11 protein-coding genes are annotated in these 21,700 nt (G+C 73.0%); 10 read left to right on the top strand and 1 reads right to left on the bottom strand.

What is annotated here, in order from left to right; all coding sequences use genetic code 11:
* Positions 1-52 precede the first annotated feature (52 nt).
* The 3 genes from ABT263_RS09860 to ABT263_RS09850 all read left to right on the top strand — a co-directional run bounded on the left by ABT263_RS09860 (position 53) and on the right by ABT263_RS09850 (position 4,643).
* Positions 53-1,888 (top strand): ABC transporter ATP-binding protein, encoded by a 1,836-nt coding sequence (locus ABT263_RS09860; protein WP_352289453.1) that lies wholly within the window; start codon positions 53-55, stop codon positions 1,886-1,888.
* Entirely contained in the window at positions 1,885-3,762 is a 1,878-nt protein-coding gene (locus ABT263_RS09855; RefSeq protein WP_352289450.1) for an ABC transporter ATP-binding protein, read from the top strand. The genes ABT263_RS09860 and ABT263_RS09855 overlap by 4 nt, the downstream gene beginning before the upstream one ends.
* A 128-nt stretch (positions 3,763-3,890) precedes the next feature.
* Entirely contained in the window at positions 3,891-4,643 is a 753-nt protein-coding gene (locus tag ABT263_RS09850) for a class I SAM-dependent methyltransferase (protein WP_352289447.1), read from the top strand.
* Between the two features lie 57 nt (positions 4,644-4,700).
* Here the strand turns inward: ABT263_RS09850 and glgP are convergent, their stop codons facing one another.
* Positions 4,701-7,412 carry an alpha-glucan family phosphorylase gene (glgP, locus tag ABT263_RS09845; protein ID WP_352289444.1) on the bottom strand — a complete coding sequence of 904 codons (2,712 nt, stop codon included), beginning with the start codon at positions 7,410-7,412 and terminating at the stop codon, positions 4,701-4,703.
* A gap of 1,098 nt (positions 7,413-8,510) precedes the next feature.
* On the opposite strand from glgP, the gene ABT263_RS09840 reads away from it, so the two are divergent.
* The 7 genes from ABT263_RS09840 to pyk all read left to right on the top strand — a co-directional run bounded on the left by ABT263_RS09840 (position 8,511) and on the right by pyk (position 21,681).
* Positions 8,511-10,466: an alpha-1,4-glucan--maltose-1-phosphate maltosyltransferase gene (locus ABT263_RS09840; protein ID WP_352289542.1), complete on the top strand. Its 1,956-nt coding sequence runs from the start codon at positions 8,511-8,513 to the stop codon at positions 10,464-10,466.
* On the top strand, positions 10,463-12,187 hold the full coding sequence (gene treS, locus ABT263_RS09835; RefSeq protein ID WP_329489659.1) for a maltose alpha-D-glucosyltransferase: 1,725 nt from the start codon (positions 10,463-10,465) through the stop codon (positions 12,185-12,187). Before ABT263_RS09840 ends, treS begins: the two co-directional genes overlap by 4 nt.
* A 239-nt stretch (positions 12,188-12,426) precedes the next feature.
* Positions 12,427-13,914, top strand: coding sequence for a maltokinase N-terminal cap-like domain-containing protein (locus ABT263_RS09830; protein ID WP_329489658.1), 1,488 nt, complete (start codon positions 12,427-12,429; stop codon positions 13,912-13,914).
* A gap of 107 nt (positions 13,915-14,021) precedes the next feature.
* A complete protein-coding gene (gene glgB / locus ABT263_RS09825) occupies positions 14,022-16,541 on the top strand; it encodes a 1,4-alpha-glucan branching protein GlgB (protein WP_352289441.1) in 2,520 nt (839 codons plus the stop codon).
* Between the two features lie 235 nt (positions 16,542-16,776).
* On the top strand, positions 16,777-18,948 hold the full coding sequence (gene pta, locus ABT263_RS09820) for a phosphate acetyltransferase (RefSeq protein ID WP_352289438.1): 2,172 nt from the start codon (positions 16,777-16,779) through the stop codon (positions 18,946-18,948).
* Positions 18,945-20,159: an acetate kinase gene (locus ABT263_RS09815; RefSeq protein ID WP_352289435.1), complete on the top strand. Its 1,215-nt coding sequence runs from the start codon at positions 18,945-18,947 to the stop codon at positions 20,157-20,159. Before pta ends, ABT263_RS09815 begins: the two co-directional genes overlap by 4 nt.
* A gap of 94 nt (positions 20,160-20,253) precedes the next feature.
* Positions 20,254-21,681: a pyruvate kinase gene (gene pyk / locus ABT263_RS09810; RefSeq protein ID WP_352289432.1), complete on the top strand. Its 1,428-nt coding sequence runs from the start codon at positions 20,254-20,256 to the stop codon at positions 21,679-21,681.
* The last annotated feature ends 19 nt before the right edge of the window (positions 21,682-21,700 follow it).

The raw sequence follows: 21,700 nt of genomic DNA, 5'->3' as shown, positions 1-21,700 counted from the left end.
GGTGCGAAAAACCTGATGAGAAATGACGCGGGCCCGACCTACGCTCACGGCGATGGCCGAGAACCAAGCCCCCGCCCCCACGTCCGCCCGCCGGTCGACGGTCCGCTCGCTGCTGCGCCTGTGGCCCTACGCCCGCGTGATCCGCTGGCGGCTGACCGCCTCGGTCGCCGCCGCGCTGTTCGCCGCGCTCAGCGTGCTGCTCGTCCCGATCGTTCTCGGCCGAATCGTCGACGGACCGATCACCGACCACGACGTCGGCGCGCTCTGGCCGCTGATCGGCCTGCTCCTGGCGCTCGGGCTCTTCGAGGCGGCCCTGTTCTACGCCCGCCGCGTCATCCTCGCCAAACCCCTGGCCGGGGTGGAGACGGCGATGCGCGGCGACCTCTTCGCCCGGCTGCAGCGGCTGCCGATCTCCTTCCACGACCGCTGGGGCTCCGGCCAGCTGCTCTCCCGGGCGACCTCCGACATGTACACCATGCGGCTGTTCCTGGCCTTCCCGCTGGTCTTCCTGATCGTCAACACCGCGACCTTCCTCGCGGGCACCGCCCTGATGTTCACCCAGGACTGGCGGCTGGCCCTGATCGTCCTGGCGCCCGCCGTCCCGCTGATGGTGCTGACCCGGCGGTTCGAGGCCGGCTACTCCGGCGCCGCCCGGCTCGCCCAGGACCAGAACGGCGACCTCGCCACCGTGATCGAGGAGTCCATCCTCGGCATCCGCATCCTCAAGGCCTTCGGCCGCCACCGGTCGATGGCCGACCGCTTCCGGGCCCGGACGCGCGACCTGCGCCGGACCGAGCTGCGCAAGGCCGGCCTGCTCGCCAACCTCTGGGCGGTCATCGTCGGCCTGCCCGAGGTGGCGCTCGGCTGCGCCCTCGCGGTCGGCTGCTACCTGGTCGCGCACGACGAGCTGAGCACCGGCACCCTGGTCGCCTTCCTCTCCACCGCGCTCGCGCTGCGCTGGCCGGTCGAGTCGCTGGGCTGGCTGCTCGCCTACGCCAACGAGGCCGCCACCGCCGCCGACCGCTTCTTCGAGGTGCTGGACGAGCCGCTGCCGGACGACGACACCGAGCCGGCCCCGGCCGACGCCGCCGACACCACGGCCACCGCCACGACGCCGGGCGCCGCCCCCGACGGCATCCGGCTCACCGGCGTCCGCTTCCGCTACCCGGACGCCCCGCCCGACACCCCCGACCTGCTCCGGGGCATCGACCTGCACATCCGCAGCGGCGAGACGATGGCCCTGGTCGGTGCCACCGGCAGCGGCAAGACCACACTCACCGCGCTGCTCCCCCGGCTGTACGACGCCACCGCCGGCACCATCACGCTGGACGGCCGCCCGATCCGCGAGCTGTCCCGCGAGCGGCTGCGCGAGCTGGTCTCGGTCGCCTTCGAGGAGCCGACCCTGTTCTCCGCCACCGTCCGGGAGAACGTGCTGATGGGCGCGCCCGGCGCCGGCCCCGAGCAGCTCGCCGCAGCGCTGGCCACCGCCCAGGCCGGCTTCGTCGAGAAGCTGCCCGACGGCGCCGGGACGGAGGTCGGCGAGCAGGGCCTCAGCCTCTCCGGCGGCCAGCGCCAGCGGCTGGCGCTGGCCCGCGCGGTGGTCGGCGCCCCGGCCTTCCTCGTCCTGGACGACCCGCTCTCCGCGCTGGACGTGCACACCGAGGCGCTCGTCGAGCGGGCCCTGCGGCAGGTGCTCGGCTCCACCACCGCGCTGGTGGTGGCCCACCGGCCGAGCACCGTGCTGCTCGCCGACCGGGTCGCGGTGCTCTCGGACGGCCGGATCGAGGCCGTCGGCACCCACCAGGAGCTGCTGCGCAGCTCGGCTCGCTACCGCGAACTGATGTCGGGCGACGCCGCCCTGGTACCGGAGAGGGGCGCCGCCCGATGACCACCACGCTCGAACCCGCCGAGAAGTCGGCGAAGTCCACGGAGGCGGCGAAGGCCGCGCCGGAGGAGGAGCTGCCCGCGCCCCCGGCCGACGAGGAGGACATCCCCGTCCCGCCCGGCGCGCCCCGGGCGCTGCTGCGCGCGCTGCTCGGCCCGCACCGGGCCCGGATCACCGTCGCGATGGTGGTGATCCTGCTCCAGCAGGCGGCGCTGCAGTCCGGTCCGCTGCTCGTGGCGATCGCCATGGACCGGGGCATCCCGGCACTGCGCGACCACGACGCCGGCCCGCTGGTCGCGGTGATCACCGCCTACCTCTCCTGCGCGCTGATCAGCACCGTGCTGCAGTGGGCGTTCATCAAGATCAGCGCCCGGATCAACCAGGACATCCTGCTGGAGCTGCGCGGCCGGATCTTCCGGCACGCCCAGCGACTCAGCCTGGACTTCCACGAGCGGTACACCTCGGGCCGGATCATCTCCCGCGCCACCTCCGACGTGGACGCGCTGCGCGAGCTGCTCTCCGAGGGCCTCCAGGAGCTGCTGACCGTCTTCCTCTCGGTCCTCTACATCTCGGTGCTGCTGCTGGTGATGGACTGGCGGCTCGGCCTGGTCTCGCTGGCCTCGTTCGTCCCGCTGTTCCTGATCGCCCGCTCGTTCCGGAGCCGCTCGCGCCGGGTCTACCGCCGCTCGCGCACCTCGGCCGCCTCGCTGATCGTGCGCTTCACCGAGACCATGAACGGCATCCGCCCCGTCCAGGCCTTCCGCCGCGAGCGGGCCAACGACGCCGCGTTCTCCGTGGTCAACCGGCAGTCGGCCGCCGCCACGGCGGACGGCCTGCTGGAGATCGCCCGCTACGTCGGCCTCTCCCGCGCCACCGCGAACGTCTGGAGCGCCGGTGTGGTGCTGCTCGGCGCCTTCCTGGTCACCGACGGCGCGGTGGAGCTCGGTGTGCTCACCGGTTTCGTGCTCTACCTGCGCCGCCTGTTCGACCCGATCGACCAGCTCGCGATGTTCCTGAACAGCTACCAGTCGGCCGCCGCCGCACTGGAGAAGATCGCCGGCCTGCTCGCCCACGAGCCGACCGTCGCGGAGCCCGCCGAGCCGAAGGAGCTCCCGGCCCAGCGGTCCACCGCCGCGGCCAAGGGGCGCGAGGTGCACTTCGAGAAGACCGCCTTCGGCTACCGCTCCGGCAAGGAGGTGCTGCCCGCCTTCGACCTGGTGCTGCCGGCCGGCCAGACCGTGGCCGTGGTCGGGGCGACCGGCGCGGGCAAGTCGACGGTCGCCAAGCTGCTGGCCCGCTTCTACGACCCGACCGACGGCCGGATCAGCCTCGACGGGGTGGACCTGCGCGACCTCGCCACGCCGGAACTGCGGCGCGGGGTGGTCATGGTGACGCAGGAGTCGTTCCTGTTCTCCGGCACCGTCGCCGAGAACATCGCGATCGGCCGTCCCGGTGCCTCCCGCGCGGAGGTCGAGCAGGCCGCCCGGGACATCGGCGCGTACGAGTTCGTCGCCGCGCTGCCGGAGGGCTTCGACACCGACGTGCGCAAGCGCGGCGGCCGGATCTCGGCCGGCCAGCGCCAGCTGGTCGCCTTCGCCCGGGCCCTGCTGGCCGACCCGGCGGTGCTGATCCTGGACGAGGCGACCAGCTCGCTGGACGTGCCCGGCGAGCAGGCCGTCCAGCGCGCGATGCGCACCGTGCTGGCCGGGCGGACGGCCGTGATCATCGCCCACCGGCTCTCCACCGTCGAGATCGCCGACCGCGTCCTGGTGATGGACCAGGGCCGGATCGTCGAGGACGGCACCCCGCAGGAGCTGATCGACGGCTCCGGCCGCTTCGCCGAGCTGCATCAGGCCTGGCGGGACAGCCTGGTCTGACCGCGCGGCGTGGGTAATAGCCTCTAGGCCCTTTCATCCATTACCGAAAGGGCCTAGAGTCGTTCCCGGGACCGACCGGGCCACACCGGCCCGCACCGGTCCGCAGGCCGACGACCTAGGGAGCGGACGTGACCGACCGGACGCACTGGCAGGACTGGCAGCGCAGCTGGGACCGCCAGCAGGAGTGGTACCTGCCCGACCGCGAGGAGCGGTTCCGGGCCATGCTGGACGTCGTCGAGGCGGTCGCCGGCCCCGAGCCGCGCGTCCTCGACCTGGCCTGCGGCACCGGCAGCATCAGCGAACGACTGCTCGCCCGGCTGCCCGGCGCGGTCAGTGTCGGCGTCGACCAGGACCCGGCGCTGATGGCCATCGCCCGCGGCGTCTTCGCCGGCGAGCCCCGGTTCACCCTGGTGACCGCCGACCTCAAGGACCCGGACTGGGCCACCCGGCTCCCGCCCGGGCCGTTCGACGCCGTGGTGACCGCCACCGCCCTGCACTGGCTGCCCACCGACGACCTCGTCCGGCTGTACGGGGACCTCGCCGGGCTGGTCCGCCCCGGGGGCGTCTTCCTCAACGCCGACCACACCCCCGAGTCGACGATCCCGCTGCTCACCGCGGCCGACGAGGCCTTCCAGCAGCGGCGCCAGGAACGCGAGCGGGCCGACGGCGTGCTCGACTGGGCCGGCTGGTGGGCGGCGGCCGCGGCCGACCCGCTGCTCGCCGAGGAGGTCGCCGCCCGCGACGCGCTCTACGGCTCGCACGCCCAGGGCGCCGTGCACCCCGCCGACTGGCACACCGCCCGGCTCGTCGAGACCGGGTTCCGCGAGGCCGGGGTGGCCTGGCGCTCCGTCACCGACTCCCTGGTCGCCGCGGTCCGCTAGGCCCCGCCCGGCCGGGCGGGGTGGGGAGAGCCGGACCGACCGGCTCTCCCCACCCGTTCAGCGCAGCAGCCCCGCGTCCATTCCGGTGGATTCCGGCGGCAGCGCCACCAGGCCCAGCTCGGCCGGCGAGGCCAGCCGCGGATGGGCCGGCAGCACCCGGACGGTGTAGCCGAACGGGCCCGTCCGGCAGAGCTCCAGCGAGCCCTCGTAGCGGGTGCGCCCGTCGAGGTCCGGCCCGCCGACCGGCTTGAGGGCGAGCAGGCAGGCGTCCGAGATGCCGTCCGACTCGTCCACCCGGCCGGAGACCACCTGCACCTCCACGTCACCGGGCTCCAGCGCGCCGAGCGCGACCTGCACCCGCAGGGCCAGCGAGCTGCCCAGCTCCTGCGCCTCGTCCGGGCACTCCGCCTCGACGTGCTCGACCCGGACGGCCGGCCAGGCCTCCCGGACCTTGGCCTTCCAGCCGGCCAGCTCGCGGGCCCCCGCGTACGGGCCGGTCACCGGCCCGCCGGGCACCGCCGCCGCCAGCTCCCGCTGGGCCAGCGCCGCCGGGGTGTACAGCCGCTCGACGTACTCACGGACCATCCGCCCCGCCAGCACCTTGGGCCCGAGGGTGACCAGGGTGTGCCGGACCATGGCGATCCAGCGGTGCGGCAGCCCGTCCGCGCCCCGGTCGTAGAACCGGGCGGCCACCTGGTGCTCGATCAGGTCGTACAGGGCGGCGGCCTCGATGTCGTCCCGCCGCTCGGCCTCGCCGCTCTCCGGGTCGAGGACGCCGGCGCTCTCGTCGGCGGTGGGGATCGCCCAGCCGTTCTGGCCGTCGTACCACTCGTCCCACCAGCCGTCCAGGACGGACAGGTTGAGGCAGCCGTTCAGCGCGGCCTTCATCCCCGAGGTGCCGCAGGCCTCCAGCGGGCGCAGCGGGTTGTTCAGCCAGACGTCGCACCCCGGGTAGAGGTGGCGGGCCATCGCCATGTCGTAGTCCGGCAGGAAGACGATCCGGTGCCGGACGGCCGGGTCGTCGGCGAAGGCGACCATCTGCTGGATCAGCCGCTTGCCGCCGTCGTCGGCCGGGTGGGCCTTGCCGGCGACCACGATCTGCACCGGCCTGGTCGGGCTCAGCAGCAGGGCGCGCAGCCGCTCCTGGTCGCGCAGCATCAGGGTGAGCCGCTTGTAGGAGGGCACCCGGCGGGCGAACCCGATGGTGAGCACGTCCGGGTCGAGCACCGAGGAGACCCAGCCGAGCTCGGCCTCGCCGGCGCCGCGCTGGCGCCAGGAGGCGCGCAGCCGGTGGCGGGCCTCGTCGACGAGCTGGGCGCGCAGGCCGCGGCGCAGCTCCCAGATCTCGCTGTTGCCGATCCGCTCCAGGCCCGTCCAGCGCTTGGCGTCCCCGGTGGTCATGGCGTCCTCGGCGCGGTCGGCGCCGATCTCGGCGGCGCCGAGCCGGACGACCGCCGGGTCGATCCAGGTCGCCGCGTGGACGCCGTTGGTGACCGAGGTGATCGGGACGTCCGCGGCGTCGAATCCCGGCCAGAGTCCGTTGAACATGGACCGGCTGACCTCGCCGTGCAGGGTCGAGACGCCGTTGGCGCGCTGGGCGAGCCGCAGGCCCATCGCCGCCATGTTGAACAGCTTCGGGTCCCCGCCGCGCCAGGTCTCGGCGCCGAGCGCGAGCACCTGGTCGGCCGGGACGCCGGGCAGTGCCGCGTCGCCGCCGAAGTGGCGGGCGACCAGGTCCCGGTCGAAGCGGTCGATGCCGGCCGGGACGGGCGTGTGGGTGGTGAACAGGGTGCCGGCCCGGACGGCCTCCAGGGCGGCGGCGAAGTCCAGACCGGGCTCGGCCGGACCGTCGGTGATCAGCTCGCGGATCCGCTCGATCCCGAGGAAGCCGGCGTGGCCCTCGTTGGTGTGGAAGACCTCGGGCGCGGGGTGGCCGGTGAGCCGGCAGTAGGCGCGCACCGCACGGACGCCGCCGATGCCGAGCAGCATCTCCTGGAGCAGCCGGTGCTCGCTGCCGCCGCCGTACAGGCGGTCGGTGACGTCGCGCTCGGCGGCCGAGTTGGCCTCGATGTCGGAGTCGAGCAGCAGCAGCGGCACCCGCCCGACCTGGGCCCGCCAGACGTGCGCGGCGAGGGTGCGGCCGCCGGGCAGCGCGAGGTCGATCCGGCAGGGGGTGCCGTCACTCTCCCGGAGCAGCGTGACGGCGAGTTCGTCCGGGTCGAGGAGCGGGTAGCGCTCCTGCTGCCAGCCGTCCCGGTTGAGGGACTGCCGGAAGTAGCCGTGCCGGTAGAACAGCCCGACGCCGATGATCGGCACGCCGAGGTCGCTGGCCGCCTTGAGGTGGTCGCCGGCCAGGATGCCGAGGCCGCCGGAGTACTGGGGCAGCGCCGCGGCGATGCCGTACTCGGGCGAGAAGTAGGCGATGGCGGTGGGCTGCGCGGCATCGGCGACCGGTTGGTCGAGGCCGTGCTGGGCGGCCTGGTACCAGCGCGGTCCGGCCAGGTACTCCCGCAGGTCGTCGGCGAGGTCGCCGAGTCTGCGCAGGAACCGGCGGTCGGTGGCCAGCGCGGCGAGCCGCGCGGCCGGGACCTCGCCCAGCAGGCGCACCGGGTCCTCCCCCGTGGCCGCCCAGACCTCCGGGTCCACGGACCGGAAGAGGTCCCTGGTCTCGGGGTGCCAGGACCAGCGCAGGTTGAGGGCCAGCTCGTGCAACGGCTGGAGTTGTTCGGGCAGGACAGTGCGGACGGTGAATCTGCGGATTGCCTTCACGGCGTGAAGCGTAGCCCCGGCGGCTGTCATGAGGGTGCGTCAAGTGGGCTATTGAGCCTCCGTTCGGGCTATTGATGAGATCGCATTCGGCGCATTGGGCTGCACAGGGGGCGCGCGCGGCGCACGTTCCGTCGGATCGCGCTACCAATGCGTGAACATTGCGGAACAGATCCATTTCCACCGGCGGAGCCGCCCCGGACAAAGCCCGAAACTACTGTCGTACCGCTGCAAAAGTCCGGTCGCCGGTGCGACTATGAACCAAGGTCGTGGATGCTGCGGGGAGTGCGGCGACGGGTGGCGCCCTCCTTGAAGCAGCACGTCCGAATCCTTTTCGCGTTGATCGATTCCCAACCTCCTTAGCCCATTCGGCGCTCACCGCGCGCCGCCGCGTGTCCTGGGACTCGGCCTGCTCGTTCACGGGTGGGTTGGGTCGCCCAGGGGCGTGCCCCGAGAGGCGTGCGCCGGGACGCGCGCGGGCTCTCGGGCGCCCCGCCAGGGGCTCGGCGGGAGCGGGGCAGGTTGCCGGGGACGGCGGCGCGGGCAGGCTTCCGGTCGCACGTCCTCCCCACCCAGCAGTCCTCCCGGTACTCCCCCCGGCCGGCCCGGCCCGCGGGAGCTGCCGCCGATCTCGGGCAGGAGTTTGGCATGCACGGCGACACGCGGGACCAGTCCACACCGGTGGCCGAAAGCCACGACGCAGCGGTCGCGGAATCCGCCGGACGGATGGATTCTGACACTCGGACAGACGCGGCGATGCCGGGACCCCGGGGCGCCGCGGCCGACCGTCCGGAGCAGCCGTCCGAACCGGCCCGACAACCCGGGACCGAGGAGAGCCGGCCGGCGGCACCCCGCAGGCGCACCACCACGCGCCGCACCGCCGCCACCGGCGCCGAGGTCACCACCGCCGGCACCGGGACGATCGCCGGCTCCGGAACGGGCGCCGCCGCGAAGGCTGGCCCGGCGCCCCGGCGGGCACCCGCCCGCACCACGGCCGCCGGCGGGTCCGCGACCGGACCCGCCGCCAAGCCGGCCGCCAAGACCGCCGCCAAGACCCCAGCCCGCAAGCCAGCCGCCCGCAAGACGACAGAGAGCGACACCGTGATCGGCCGCATCCCCGTCCTGGACGTCAGCCCCCTCGTCGACGCCGGCCGTCGCCCGGCCAAGGCGGTGGTCGGCGAGACCTTCGCGGTCACCGCCACCGTGTTCCGCGAGGGCCACGACGCGGTGAACGCCAACGTCGTCCTGCGCGACCCGCGCGGCCGCAGCGGCCCGTGGACGCCGATGCGCGAACTCGCCGAGGGCACCGACCGCTGGGGCGCGCAGGTCACCCCGACCGCGCCCGGCCGCTGGTCCTACCTGGTGGAGGCGTGGAGCGACCCGCTGGCCACCTGGCGCAAGGTGGCCGCGGTGAAGCTGCCCGCCGGGATCGACACCGCGCTGGTGCTGGAGGAGGGCGCGCTGCTGCTGGAGCGGGCCGCAGGCGGCGTGCCGAAGAAGGAGGGCCGGGCGCACATCCTGGCCGCGGTGGACGCCCTGCGCGACGCCGGTCTGCCGCCGCTGTCCCGGCTGGCCGCGGCGCTCGCCCCCGAGGTGCTCGACCTGCTGGCCCGCTACCCGCTGCGCGAACTGGTGAGCGCCTCCCGCCCGCTGCCGCTCCAGGTGGACCGCGAGCGCGCGCTGTACGGCTCCTGGTACGAGTTCTTCCCCCGCTCGGAGGGCGCGGTGGTCGACCCCTCCGGCGTCGAGCCGCCGCGCTCGGGCACCCTGCGCACCGCCGCCGAGCGGCTGCCCGCCGTCGCCGCGATGGGCTTCGACGTGGTCTACCTGCCGCCGGTCCACCCGATCGGGCGAGCCTTCCGCAAGGGGCCGGACAACAGCCTGACGGCCGGTCCGCACGACGTCGGCTCACCCTGGGCGATCGGCTCGCCGGAGGGCGGCCACGACGCCGTCCACCCGGACCTCGGCACCATCGAGGACTTCGACCACTTCGTCGCCGAGGCGGCGGCGCTGCACCTGGAGGTGGCCCTGGACTTCGCACTGCAGTGCTCGCCGGACCACCCCTGGGTCAACAAGCACCCGGAGTGGTTCAGCCACCGCGCCGACGGCACCATCGCCTATGCCGAAAACCCCCCGAAGAAGTACCAGGACATTTATCCGATCAACTTCGATCAGGACATGGACGGAATCGTCAAGGAAACCCTCCGGGTCCTGCGGTTCTGGATGAGCCACGGCGTGCGGATCTTCCGGGTCGACAACCCGCACACCAAGCCGGTGCTGTTCTGGGAGAAGGTGCTCGCCGACATCGCCCGCACCGATCCGGACGTGATCTTCCTGGCCGAGGCCTTCACCCGGCCGGCGATGATGCACACCCTCGGGAAGATCGGCTTCCACCAGTCGTACACGTACTTCACCTGGCGCACCACCAAACAGGAGCTCACCGAATACCTCACCGAGCTCGCCGGCGACGCCGCCTCCTACATGCGGCCCAACTTCTTCGCCAACACCCCGGACATCCTGCACGAGTACCTGCAGACCGGCGGCCGGGCGGCGTTCGCGATCCGTGCCGTACTGGCCGCCACCCTCTCCCCCAGCTACGGCGTCTACGCCGGCTTCGAGCTGTACGAGAACGAGCCGGCCCACCCGGGCTCGGAGGAGTACCTGCACTCCGAGAAGTACGAACTGCGACCCCGTGACTGGACCCGCGCCGACTCCCTGGCCCCGCTGCTCACCGTGCTGAACCGGCTGCGCCGCCGGCACCCCTCGCTCCAGCAGCTGCGCGGCCTGCGCTTCCACCCGACCGACAACGACCAGGTACTCGCCTTCTCCAAGACCGCCACCACGACCGAGGGCCTGACCGACCACGTCATCACGGTCGTCAACCTCGACCCGCACCACGCCCAGGAGGCCACCGTCACCCTCGACGGGGACGGCCCGTTCGCGGTGCACGACGAGCTCACCGGCGCCGCCTACACCTGGGGCCGGCACAACTACGTCCGGCTCGATCCCTCAGCCGAGCCGGCTCACCTCCTCACGGTTCGGAGGAACCCAGCGTGACAGTGAACGAGCCCGTCCCCGACACCTTCCCCGAGACCTCGAAGAAGAACCTGGACCCCGAGTGGTTCAAACGTGCGGTCTTCTACGAGGTGCTGGTGCGGTCCTTCCAGGACAGCAACGGCGACGGGATCGGGGACCTCAGGGGGCTCACGTCCAAGCTCGACTACCTCCAGTGGCTCGGGGTCGACTGCCTCTGGCTGCCGCCGTTCTTCGCCTCGCCGCTGCGCGACGGCGGGTACGACGTCGCGGACTACAAGTCGGTCCTGCCGGAGTTCGGCGACCTCGCCGACTTCATGGAGTTCGTCGACGCCGCGCACCTGCGCGGCATGCGCGTGGTCATCGACTTCGTGATGAACCACACCAGCGACCAGCACCCCTGGTTCCAGGCCTCCCGGGAGGACCCGGACGGCCCGTACGGCGACTTCTACATGTGGGCCGACGACGACAAGCAGTACCCGGACGCCCGGATCATCTTCGTCGACACCGAGACCTCCAACTGGACCTACGACCCGGTTCGCAAGCAGTACTTCTGGCACCGGTTCTTCTCCCACCAGCCGGACCTCAACTACGACAACCCCCGCGTCCAGGACGAGATGATCGCCGGGCTGCGGTTCTGGCTCGACCTCGGCATCGACGGCTTCCGGCTGGACGCCGTGCCGTACCTGTTCGCCCGCGAGGGCACCAACTGCGAGAACCTGCCGGAGACGCACGAGTTCCTCCAGCGGGTCCGCAAGGAGATCGACGCCGACTACCCCGACACCGTGCTGCTCGCCGAGGCCAACCAGTGGCCGGAGGACGTCGTCGACTACTTCGGCGACTTCGCCTCCGGCGGCGACGAGTGCCACATGGCGTTCCACTTCCCGGTGATGCCGCGCATCTTCATGGCGGTCCGCCGGGAGTCCCGCTACCCGGTGTCGGAGATCCTCGCCAAGACCCCGCGCATCCCGCACGGCTGCCAGTGGGGCATCTTCCTGCGCAACCACGACGAGCTGACCCTGGAGATGGTCACCGACGAGGAGCGCGACTACATGTACGCGGAGTACGCCAAGGACCCCCGGATGCGCGCCAACGTGGGCATCCGCCGCCGGCTCGCCCCGCTGCTGGAGAACGACCGCAACCAGATCGAACTGTTCACCGCCCTGCTGCTCTCCCTGCCGGGCTCCCCGGTGCTCTACTACGGGGACGAGATCGGCATGGGCGACAACATCTGGCTGGGCGACCGGGACGGCGTGCGCACGCCGATGCAGTGGACCCCGGACCGCAACGCGGGTTTCTCGTCCGCCGACCCGGGCAGGCTCAGTCTGCCGCCCATCATGGATCCGGTGTACGGCTACCAGGTGACCAACGTCGAGGCGCAGCAGAGCAGTTCGAGTTCACTGCTGCACTGGACGCGTCGCATGATCGAGATCCGCAAGCTCAACTCGGCGTTCGGCCTCGGCACCTACACCGAGCTGCCCTCCAGCAATCCCGCGGTCCTGGCCTTCGTGCGGGAACACGAGGGCGACCTGGTCATGTGCGTGAACAACTTCTCGCGGTTCGCGCAGCCGACCGAACTCGACCTGCGGCAGTTCGGAGGGCGGTACCCGGTCGAGCTGATCGGCGGGGTGCGCTTCCCCTCGATCGGCGAGTGGCCGTACCTGCTCACCCTCGCCGGGCACGGCTTCTACTGGTTCCAGCTCCGGCAGCCCCCGCGCCTCAGCAGCGCCAGGCGATCGAAGTAACGATCCGTCAGGAGCACCCGTTCCACCAAACCCTCCGGGGGCGCGAGAGTTGAACACCCCGCGCCCCCGGAGGTCTCTGCACCACCGCGTACGGAGAACAGCCCAACGGCCACTTACACGAAGGCGTGACACCTGAGCACCGCTCGCGTGCCGTCGCCGCCGCGCCGCCGAAATCCGGAAGACTGACGGACCCGGCCAGACCCGTCGGGCAGTCCGCCCGCTTCCGGGGAAAGGGAGTCATGTCCGAAACCTCCCGTTCTCAAGCCGATCTGCACCGCGACACCCCCACCGGCCCCGCGCCGGTGGGCTCCCGCGGCGCCGCGGCCCGGAGAACCGCTCTGGGGGTCAGCGAACTCGTCCAGGCGGCCCTGCCCCTGATCGCCGAGTGGCTCCCCACCCAGCGCTGGTACGCCGGCAAGGGACGGCCCATCACCGGCCTCACCCCCGTGGTCGGCACCCCGCTCCAGGTCGGCGATCCGGCCCTGCTGCACCTGCTGCTGCGGGTCGAGCACGCCACCACCGCGGGCGCACCGCACGGGGACATCTACCAGCTGCTGCTCGGCATCCGCTCCGCGGGGACGGCCGACATCGAGCCGAGCGCCGTCCTCGGCCGGCTCAACCAGGGCCCGTACGACGGCGCGGCGCTCTACGACGCGGTGCACGATCCCGAGCTGACCGGGCGGCTGCTGGAGCACCTGGCCACCGGCGACCGGTTCGGCTCGCTGTCGTTCCGCCGCACCCCCGGCTCCGGGCTGCCCACCAACCTGCCCGGTCGCGCCTCCACCGCGGAGCAGTCCAACAGCTCGGTCATCTACGGCACCGCGTACATCCTCAAGCTCTTCCGCCGCATCCACCCCGGCACCAACCCCGACCTGGAGCTGTCGCTGGCGCTCTCGCGGGCCGGCTCCACCCGGATCCCCCGGGTCGCGGCCTGGTTCGAGAGCCGGCTGGAGCGCGCGGAACCGGCCACTCTCGGCCTGCTCCAGCGCTACCTGCCGGAGGCCGAGGACGGCTGGGAGCTGGCCCTGGACCAGGTCGGGCGGCTCAAGGGCGACCCGTCCCCCGGCAACTTCGCGATCGAGGCGCACCGGCTCGGCCGGGCCACCGCCGAGGTCCACCGGGTCCTGGCGCGCTCGATGCCGGTCGCCCGGCTGGACCGCACCCAGACCCGGCAGCTGGCGACCGCGATGGCCGACCGGCTGGACAGCGCGGTGGCCGCCGTGCCCGGGCTGCTCCGCTACCGGTCCGCCCTGCGCGCCGCCTTCCAGCAGCTCGCCGACGCCCACCCGGACGGCATGCCGGTCCAGCGGATCCACGGCGACCTCCACCTCGGACAGGCCATGCGGACCCCGCACGGCTGGGTGCTGCTGGACTTCGAGGGCGAGCCGGCCAAGTCCGTCGCCGAGCGGCGCGAACCGCAGACCGCGCTGCGCGACGTCGCCGCGATGCTCCGCTCCTTCGACTACGCGGCCGCCCACCTGCTGGCCGGCGCGCCGCCCGACCCGGAGCTGGCCCACCTCGCCGCCGCCTGGGCCCAGCGCAACCGCACCGCCTTCTGCGCCGGCTACACCGCCGGCGGCGGCACCGACCCGGCCGCCTCGCCCGAGCTGATGCGCGCCCTGGAGATCGACAAGGCGGTGTACGAGGTGGTCTACGAGGCCCGCCACCGGCCCGGCTGGCTGCCGATCCCGCTGGCCGCGATCAACCGGCTGGCCCTGACCGTCTGAGGGCCCCGCCAGACCGGCTCCGCACCCGCACCCGCCACCGCCCCCGCCACCGAGAACGCCCGCCACCGACGCCCCCGGCCACCCCGATTCCGCAGGAGGACCACGCCGTGACGCCGCTCGACCCGCCCGGCCGCACCCCCCGTACCGTGCCTGCCACCTTCCTGGCGGGCCCGGACTCCGCCCAGCGCGAGCCCTCGGCGGCCCGGCGGGCCGAACCGCGCCGCCCGGCGCCCGACGGCGGCCCGGACGGTGCCGCCGCCCGCGCGGCCACGAACGCGGCCACGGACCCGGCCCGCAACACCGCCGGCCACGCGGCCGGAGACGCCGCGGGGAGCGCCCCTGACGGAACCCCCGCCGCCCCTGCCGCCCCCATCGCCCCCGTCGCCACCCCGGAGGGCCTCCCCGACGGACCGGCCGGCCCGCCCGGGGCGCTGCGGCTGCCCGAGGCACCGCTGCCGCCGAGCGAGGTGGACCGGCTGGTCGGCGGCATGCACCACGACCCGCACGGCCTGCTCGGCGCCCACCCGGTGCACGGCGGCACCGCGATCCGGGTGCTGCGCCCGTTCGCCGAGCGGGTGGTGGTGGAGACCGCGCACGGCCCCGCCGAACTCACCCACCAGCAGAACGGCCTCTTCACCGGCCTGCTGGCCGGCACCGAGGTGCCCGACTACCGGCTGCTGGTCAGCTACCCCGGCAGCGAGCCGCTCAGCCAGCACGACGGCTACCGCATCGCGCCCACCCTCGGCGAGCTGGACCTGCACCTGATCTCCGAGGGCCGGCACGAGCAGCTCTGGCGGGCCCTCGGCTCGCACGTGCGCACCGTCGGCGGGGTGCCCGGCACCGCCTTCGCGGTCTGGGCGCCGAACGCGGCGGGCGTCCGGCTGATCGGGGACTTCAACCACTGGGACGGCACCGCGCACCCGATGCGCTCGCTCGGCTCCTCCGGCGTCTGGGAGCTGTTCGTCCCGGGCCTGGCCGAGGGCACCCAGTACAAGTACGAGATCCACACCCGGCAGGGCTGGGTGCTCGACAAGGCCGACCCGCTGGCCCGGGCCGCGCAGTGCCCGCCGGGCACCGCCTCGGTCGTCACCTCCTCCTCCTACCGCTGGCAGGACGACGAGTGGATGGAGCGCCGGGCCCGCGCCGCGCACCACCGGGCGCCGATGTCGGTCTACGAGCTGCACCTGCCGTCCTGGCGGCCCGACCTCACCAGCTACCGGGCGATCGCCGAGGAACTGCCCGGCTACCTCAAGGAGTTGAACTTCACCCACGTGGAGTTCATGCCGGTGATGGAACACCCCTTCGGCGGCTCCTGGGGCTACCAGGTCTCCGGCTACTACGCCCCCACCGCCCGGCTCGGCAGCCCCGACGACTTCCGCCACCTGGTCGACACCCTGCACCGGCACGGCATCGGCGTGATCGTCGACTGGGTTCCCGCGCACTTCCCCAAGGACGACTTCGCCCTCGCCCGCTTCGACGGCGAGCCGCTGTACGAGCCGGCCGACCCGCTGCGCGCGGAGCACCCCGACTGGGGCACCCTGGAGTTCGACTACGGCCGCACCGAGGTGCGCAACTTCCTGGTCGCCAACGCGGTGTACTGGTGCGAGGAGTTCCACATCGACGGCCTGCGGGTGGACGCCGTCGCCTCGATGCTCTACCTCGACTACTCCCGCGAGGGCGGCGCCTGGACGCCCAACCAGTACGGCGGCCGGGAGAACCTGGACGCGGCCGCCTTCCTCCAGGAGATGAACGCCACCGTCTACCGGCGCTGCCCCGGCGTGCTCACCATCGCCGAGGAGTCGACCGCCTGGGAGGGCGTCACCCGGCCCACCGACAGCGGCGGCCTGGGCTTCGGCCTGAAGTGGAACATGGGCTGGATGCACGACTCGCTGGTCTACATGTCCAAGGAGCCGGTGCACCGCAAGTACCACCACAACGAGATCACCTTCTCGATGGTGTACGCCTACTCCGAGAACTACGTGCTGCCGATCTCGCACGACGAGGTGGTGCACGGCAAGCAGGCGCTGGTCTCCAAGATGCCCGGCGACTGGTGGCAGCAGCGCGCCAACCAGCGCGCCTACCTGGGCTTCATGTGGGCCCACCCGGGCAAGCAACTCCTCTTCATGGGGCAGGAGTTCGCCCAGGGGTCGGAGTGGGACCACGAGCAGGGCCCGCAGTGGTGGGTGCTCGACGAGCAGTCCTGGCCGGCCGCCGGGGAGCACCTCGGGATGCGCCGGCTGGTCCGCGACCTCAACCGCCGCTACCTCGACGCCCCGGCGCTCTGGGAGCAGGACACCACGCCGGACGGCTTCCGCTGGCTGGACGGCGGCGCGGCCGAGGACAACCTGCTCTCCTTCGTCCGGTACGCCGCCGACGGCTCCCCGCTCGTCGCGGTCTGCAACTTCTCCCCCGTCGTGCGGCACGGCCACCGGGTCGGCCTGCCCGCCCTCGACGGCCGCGAGCAGCTCTGGGAGGAGGTGCTGAACACCGACGCCGAGACGTACGGCGGCGCCGGCGTCGGCAACTCCCACCCGGTGAAGACCGAGTCCGTCCCCTGGAACGACCAGCCCCGCAGCGCCGAACTCGTCCTGCCGCCCCTCGCCACCGTCTGGCTCCGCCCGGCCTGAGCACGCCCGGTCGGTGCCGGGCCGTCGTGCCCGGCACCGACCGGCCCCCGGGCTCCCCGCCGGAGGCCGGGGGCCACCGCGGCTCCAACCCGTCGGCGGGCTGGCCCCCGGCCCGCCCCGACGTGACCTTCGCCCCTTGCCCCGGCCGGGGCCCTCTGCTCGCGGACGTCCGTTCCCGGTGCGAAGGTATGGTCGATATGACCATCCTCTGAGACGACGGGACGGAGAGACCCACGTGGCGCGCAGCGTGTACGTGACCGGGATCGACCGAGGGGACGGCCGGCAGGCCGTCGAACTCGGGGTCATGGAACTGCTCACCCGCCAGGTGGACCGGGTCGGGGTGTTCCGGCCGCTGGTGCACGCGCACGCGCCCGGCGAGCGGGGCTCCGACCACGTCGTCGAGCTGCTGCGCACCCGCTACCGGGTCGACCTGCCCACCGCCGAGCTGTACGGGCTCACCTACGAGGAGGCGGCCGCCCTGCAGGCCGCCCAGGGCCAGGACGAGCTGGTCTCCACCCTCGTCGACCGGTTCCGGGCGCTGGAGCGGCGCTGCCAGGCGGTGCTGGTGCTGGGCACCGACTTCGCGGACACCAACATCCCCGACGAGCTGGCCTTCAACGCCCGCCTCGCCAACGAGTTCGGCGCCGCCGTGCTGCCGGTGGTCGGCGGCCACTCCGAGGACCCGGCGGCGGTGATCGCCGAGGTCCGCAACGCCCACCGCGCCTACACCGACCTCGGCTGCGAGACCCTCGCGATGGTCGCCAACCGGGTCGCGCCCGGCGCCAAGCAGCGGATCCAGCGCACCCTCGGCGAGAAGCTGCCGATCCCCGCGTACGTCATCCCCGAGGAGCCGGCGCTGGCCGCGCCGACCGTCGCCCAGCTGGTCGAGGCCACCGGCGCCGAGGTCCTGACCGGGGACGCGGCCGGGCTGGCCCGGGACGTCCGCGGCTTCGTCTTCGGCGGCGCCATGCTGCCGACCTTCCTGGACGCGCTGACCGAGGGCGCCCTGGTGGTCACCCCCGGGGACCGCGCCGACCTGCTGATCGGCTCGCTGGCCGCGCACGCCGCCGGCGCCCCGCCGATCGCCGGCGTGCTGCTGACGCTCGGCCAGCACCCCGGCCCGAACGTGATGGCGCTGGCCGCCCGGCTGGCCCCCGGCACTCCGGTCGCGGTCGTCCCCGAGGGCAGCTGGATCACCGCCGCCGCCCTGACCCATCTGGAGGGCAAGCTCACCTCGGCCAGCCCGCGGAAGGCCGAGATCGCCCTGGGCCTCTTCGAACTCCACGTGGACACGGCCGAGTTGACCAACCGGATCGAGGTCGGCCGGTCCGAGCGGGTCACCCCGATGATGTTCGAGCACGCGCTGCTGGAGCGGGCCCGGGGCGCCCGCCGGCACGTGGTCCTCCCGGAGGGCGCCGAGGAACGGGTGCTGCGCGCCGCCGAGGTGCTGCTCCGCCGCAACATCTGCGACCTCACCCTCCTCGGCGACCCCGACACCGTCCGCCGCAAGGCCGCCGCCCTCGGCATCGACCTCCCCCCGGAGGACCCGGCGGCCGACCGCGCCCAGGTCCGGATCGTCGACCCGGCGACCAGCCCGCTGCGCCGCCAGTTCGCCGAGCTGTACGCCCGGCTGCGCGCCCACAAGGGCATGACCGTGGAGCTGGCGCTGGACGTCGTCACGGACGTCAGCTACTTCGGCACCCTGATGGTCCAGGAGGGCATCGCCGACGGCATGGTCTCCGGCGCGGTGCACTCCACCGCCGCCACCATCCGGCCCGCCTTCGAGGTGATCAAGACCGCGCCGGGCGCCGCGATCGTCTCCTCGGTCTTCTTCATGTGCCTCGCCGACAAGGTGCTGGTCTACGGCGACTGCGCGGTCAATCCCGACCCGGACGCCCAGCAGCTGGCCGACATCGCCATCCAGTCCGCCGCCACCGCCGCCCAGTTCGGCGTGGAGCCCCGGGTCGCGATGCTCTCCTACTCCACCGGCACCTCCGGCTCCGGCGCCGACGTCGACAAGGTCCGCAAGGCGACCGAGCTGGTCCGCGCGCTGCGGCCGGACATCCTGGTCGAGGGCCCGATCCAGTACGACGCGGCGGTGGACGCCCATGTCGCGGCCACCAAGCTGCCCGGCTCGCCGGTGGCCGGCCGGGCCACCGTGCTGATCTTCCCGGACCTCAACACCGGCAACAACACCTACAAGGCGGTCCAGCGCTCGGCCGGCGCGGTGGCGGTCGGCCCGGTCCTCCAGGGGCTGCGCAAGCCGGTCAACGACCTCTCGCGCGGCGCGCTGGTCGAGGACATCGTCAACACCGTCGCGATCACCGCCATCCAGTCGCAGGAGCACGGCGGGCCGCAGGGCCCGGCCACCCCCTCGCAGGACCGCACCGAAGGAGTCCGGGCATGAGTGAAGGCACCCGCGTCCTGGTCCTGAACGCCGGCTCCTCGTCGGTCAAGTACCAGCTGATCGACATGCTGGACGGCGCCCGGCTGGCCTCCGGCCTGGTCGAGCGGATCGGCGAGGCGAACGGCCGGCTGGTGCACGCCCCGCGCTCCGGCGAGCGGCGCGAGGCGCTCCAGGTCTTCCCCGACCACTCCGCCGCCCTGAAGGCCGTCGCCGAGGAGCTGGCCGCCGACGGCACCGGGCTGGACTCCCCCGAGCTCGCCGCGATCGGCCACCGGGTGGTCCACGGCGGGCTGCGGTTCACCGAGCCGACGGTGATCACCGAGGAGGTGCTGACCGAGATCCGCCGGCTGATCCCGGTCGCGCCGCTGCACAACCCGGCCAACATCACCGGCATCGAGGTGGCCCGGACGCTGCGCCCGGACCTGCCGCAGGTCGCCGTCTTCGACACCGCCTTCCACGCCTCGATGCCCGAGTACGCGGCCCGGTACGCGGTGGACAGGGCCGTCGCGGACGAGCACCGGGTGCGCCGCTACGGCTTCCACGGCACCTCGCACCAGTACGTCTCGCGGGCCACCGCCCGGCTGCTCGGCAGGGACCCGGCCGAGGTGAACGTGATCGTCCTGCACCTGGGCAACGGCGCCTCCGCCTCGGCCGTCTCCGGGGGCCGCTGCGTGGACACCTCGATGGGGCTGACCCCCCTGGAGGGCCTGGTGATGGGCACTCGTTCGGGTGATATCGACGCGGGCGTGGTGTTCCACCTGCACCGGGTCGGCGGTCTCTCGATCGACGAGATCGACGACCTGCTGAACCGCCGCAGCGGCCTGCTGGGGCTGTGCGGCGACAACGACATGCGCGAGATCATGCGGCGGGCCGAGGGCGGGGACGCCGACGCCGAGCTGGCGTTCCGGGCCTACGTCCACCGGCTGCGCAAGTACATCGGCGGCTACTACGCGGTGCTCGGCCGGGTGGACGCGATCGCGTTCACGGCCGGGGTCGGCGAGAATGCGGCTCCGGTGCGGGCCGCGGCCACCGCCGGCCTGGAGGAGCTGGGCATCGCGGTGGACCCCGAGCTGAACTCGGTGCGCTCCGGCGAGGCCCGGATCATCTCGCCCGCGTACGGCCGGGTCGCGGTCGCCGTGGTCCCCACCGACGAGGAACTGGAGATCGCGCGTCAGGCCTTCGCCCTGGTGCACCGGCGGTCCGGGGGCTGAGCCGTCGTCGTCTCGCCCCTCGGGATCCTTCGTCGACGATTCCTCACGTTTCGTGCCGAATGCACCTATAACACGAACGGATAGACTGATCCATATGCGCCGAGCGAAAATTGTCTGCACCCTGGGTCCGGCGACGGACTCCTACGAACAGCTGAAGGCCATCGTCGAGGCGGGCATGAACGTCGCCCGACTGAACATGAGCCACGGCACCCACGCGGACCACGAGGAGCGGTACCACAAGGTCCGCCAGGTCTCGGAGGACACCGGCAAGGCCATCGGCGTCCTTGCCGACCTCCAGGGCCCCAAGATCCGTCTGGCCACCTTCGCCAACGGTCCGGTGACCGTCGACAACGGTGACGAGTTCATCATCACCACCGAGGACGTCCCCGGTGACCAGCACATCTGCGGGACCACCTACAAGGGCCTGCCGGGCGACGTGAAGCCCGGCGACCCGATCCTGATCAACGACGGCGTCATCGCCCTGGAGGTCGTCAGCGTCGACGGCCCGCGGGTGAAGACCGTCGTCGTCGAGGGCGGTGTGCTCTCGAACAACAAGGGCATCAACCTGCCCGGCACGGCCGTGAACGTGCCCGCGCTGTCCGAGAAGGACAAGGACGACCTGCGCTTCGCCCTGGAGCTGGGCGTCGACATGGTCGCCCTCTCCTTCGTCCGCAACGCGGACGACATCAAGGACGTCCACGAGGTCATGGACGCGGTCGGCATCCGGGTGCCGGTCATCGCCAAGATCGAGAAGCCGCAGGCCGTCGAGGCCATGGAGGAGATCGTCCTCGCCTTCGACGCCATCATGGTCGCCCGTGGCGACCTGGCCGTCGAGTACCCGCTGGAGCGGGTGCCGCTGGTCCAGAAGCGGCTCATCACGCTGGCCCGCCGCAACGCCAAGCCGGTGATCGTCGCGACCCAGATGATGGAGTCGATGATCCACGCCTCGCGGCCGACCCGCGCCGAGGTCTCCGACGTCGCCAACGCGATCCTGGACGGCACCGACGCGGTCATGCTCTCCGCCGAGTCCAGCGTCGGCAAGTACCCGGTCGAGACGGTCCGCACCATGAGCCGGATCGCCGAGAAGGCCGAGGAGGAGCTGCTCTCGCAGGGCCTCCAGCCGCTGAACCCGGGCCGCAAGCCGCGCACCCAGGGCGGTTCGATCGCCCGCGCCGCGTGCGAGCTGGGCGACTTCCTCAACGGCAAGGCGCTGGTCGCGTTCACCAAGTCCGGTGACACCGCGCGCCGGCTCTCCCGCTACCGCTCGCCGATCCCGGTGATCGCGTTCACCCCGGACAACGCCACCCGCAACCAGCTCTCGCTGAGCTGGGGCGTCGAGGCGCACGTCACCGAGCAGGTCGGCTCCACCGACGAGATGGTGGCCCAGGTCGACCGCGAGATGCTCAAGATCGGCCAGCTGGACGAGGGCGACACCGTCATCGTCACCGCCGGCTCGCCCCCCGGCGTCCCCGGCAACACCAACATGGTCCAGGTGCACCACCTGGGCACCCGGAGCGCGTAGCACCCGCCCGGAAACACGC

The organism is Kitasatospora sp. NPDC001603, assembly GCF_040298365.1.
Lineage (GTDB): Bacteria > Actinomycetota > Actinomycetes > Streptomycetales > Streptomycetaceae > Kitasatospora.
Note: the sequence above shows the minus strand (reverse complement) of the source record. Positions and strands in the feature narration are given on the sequence as shown.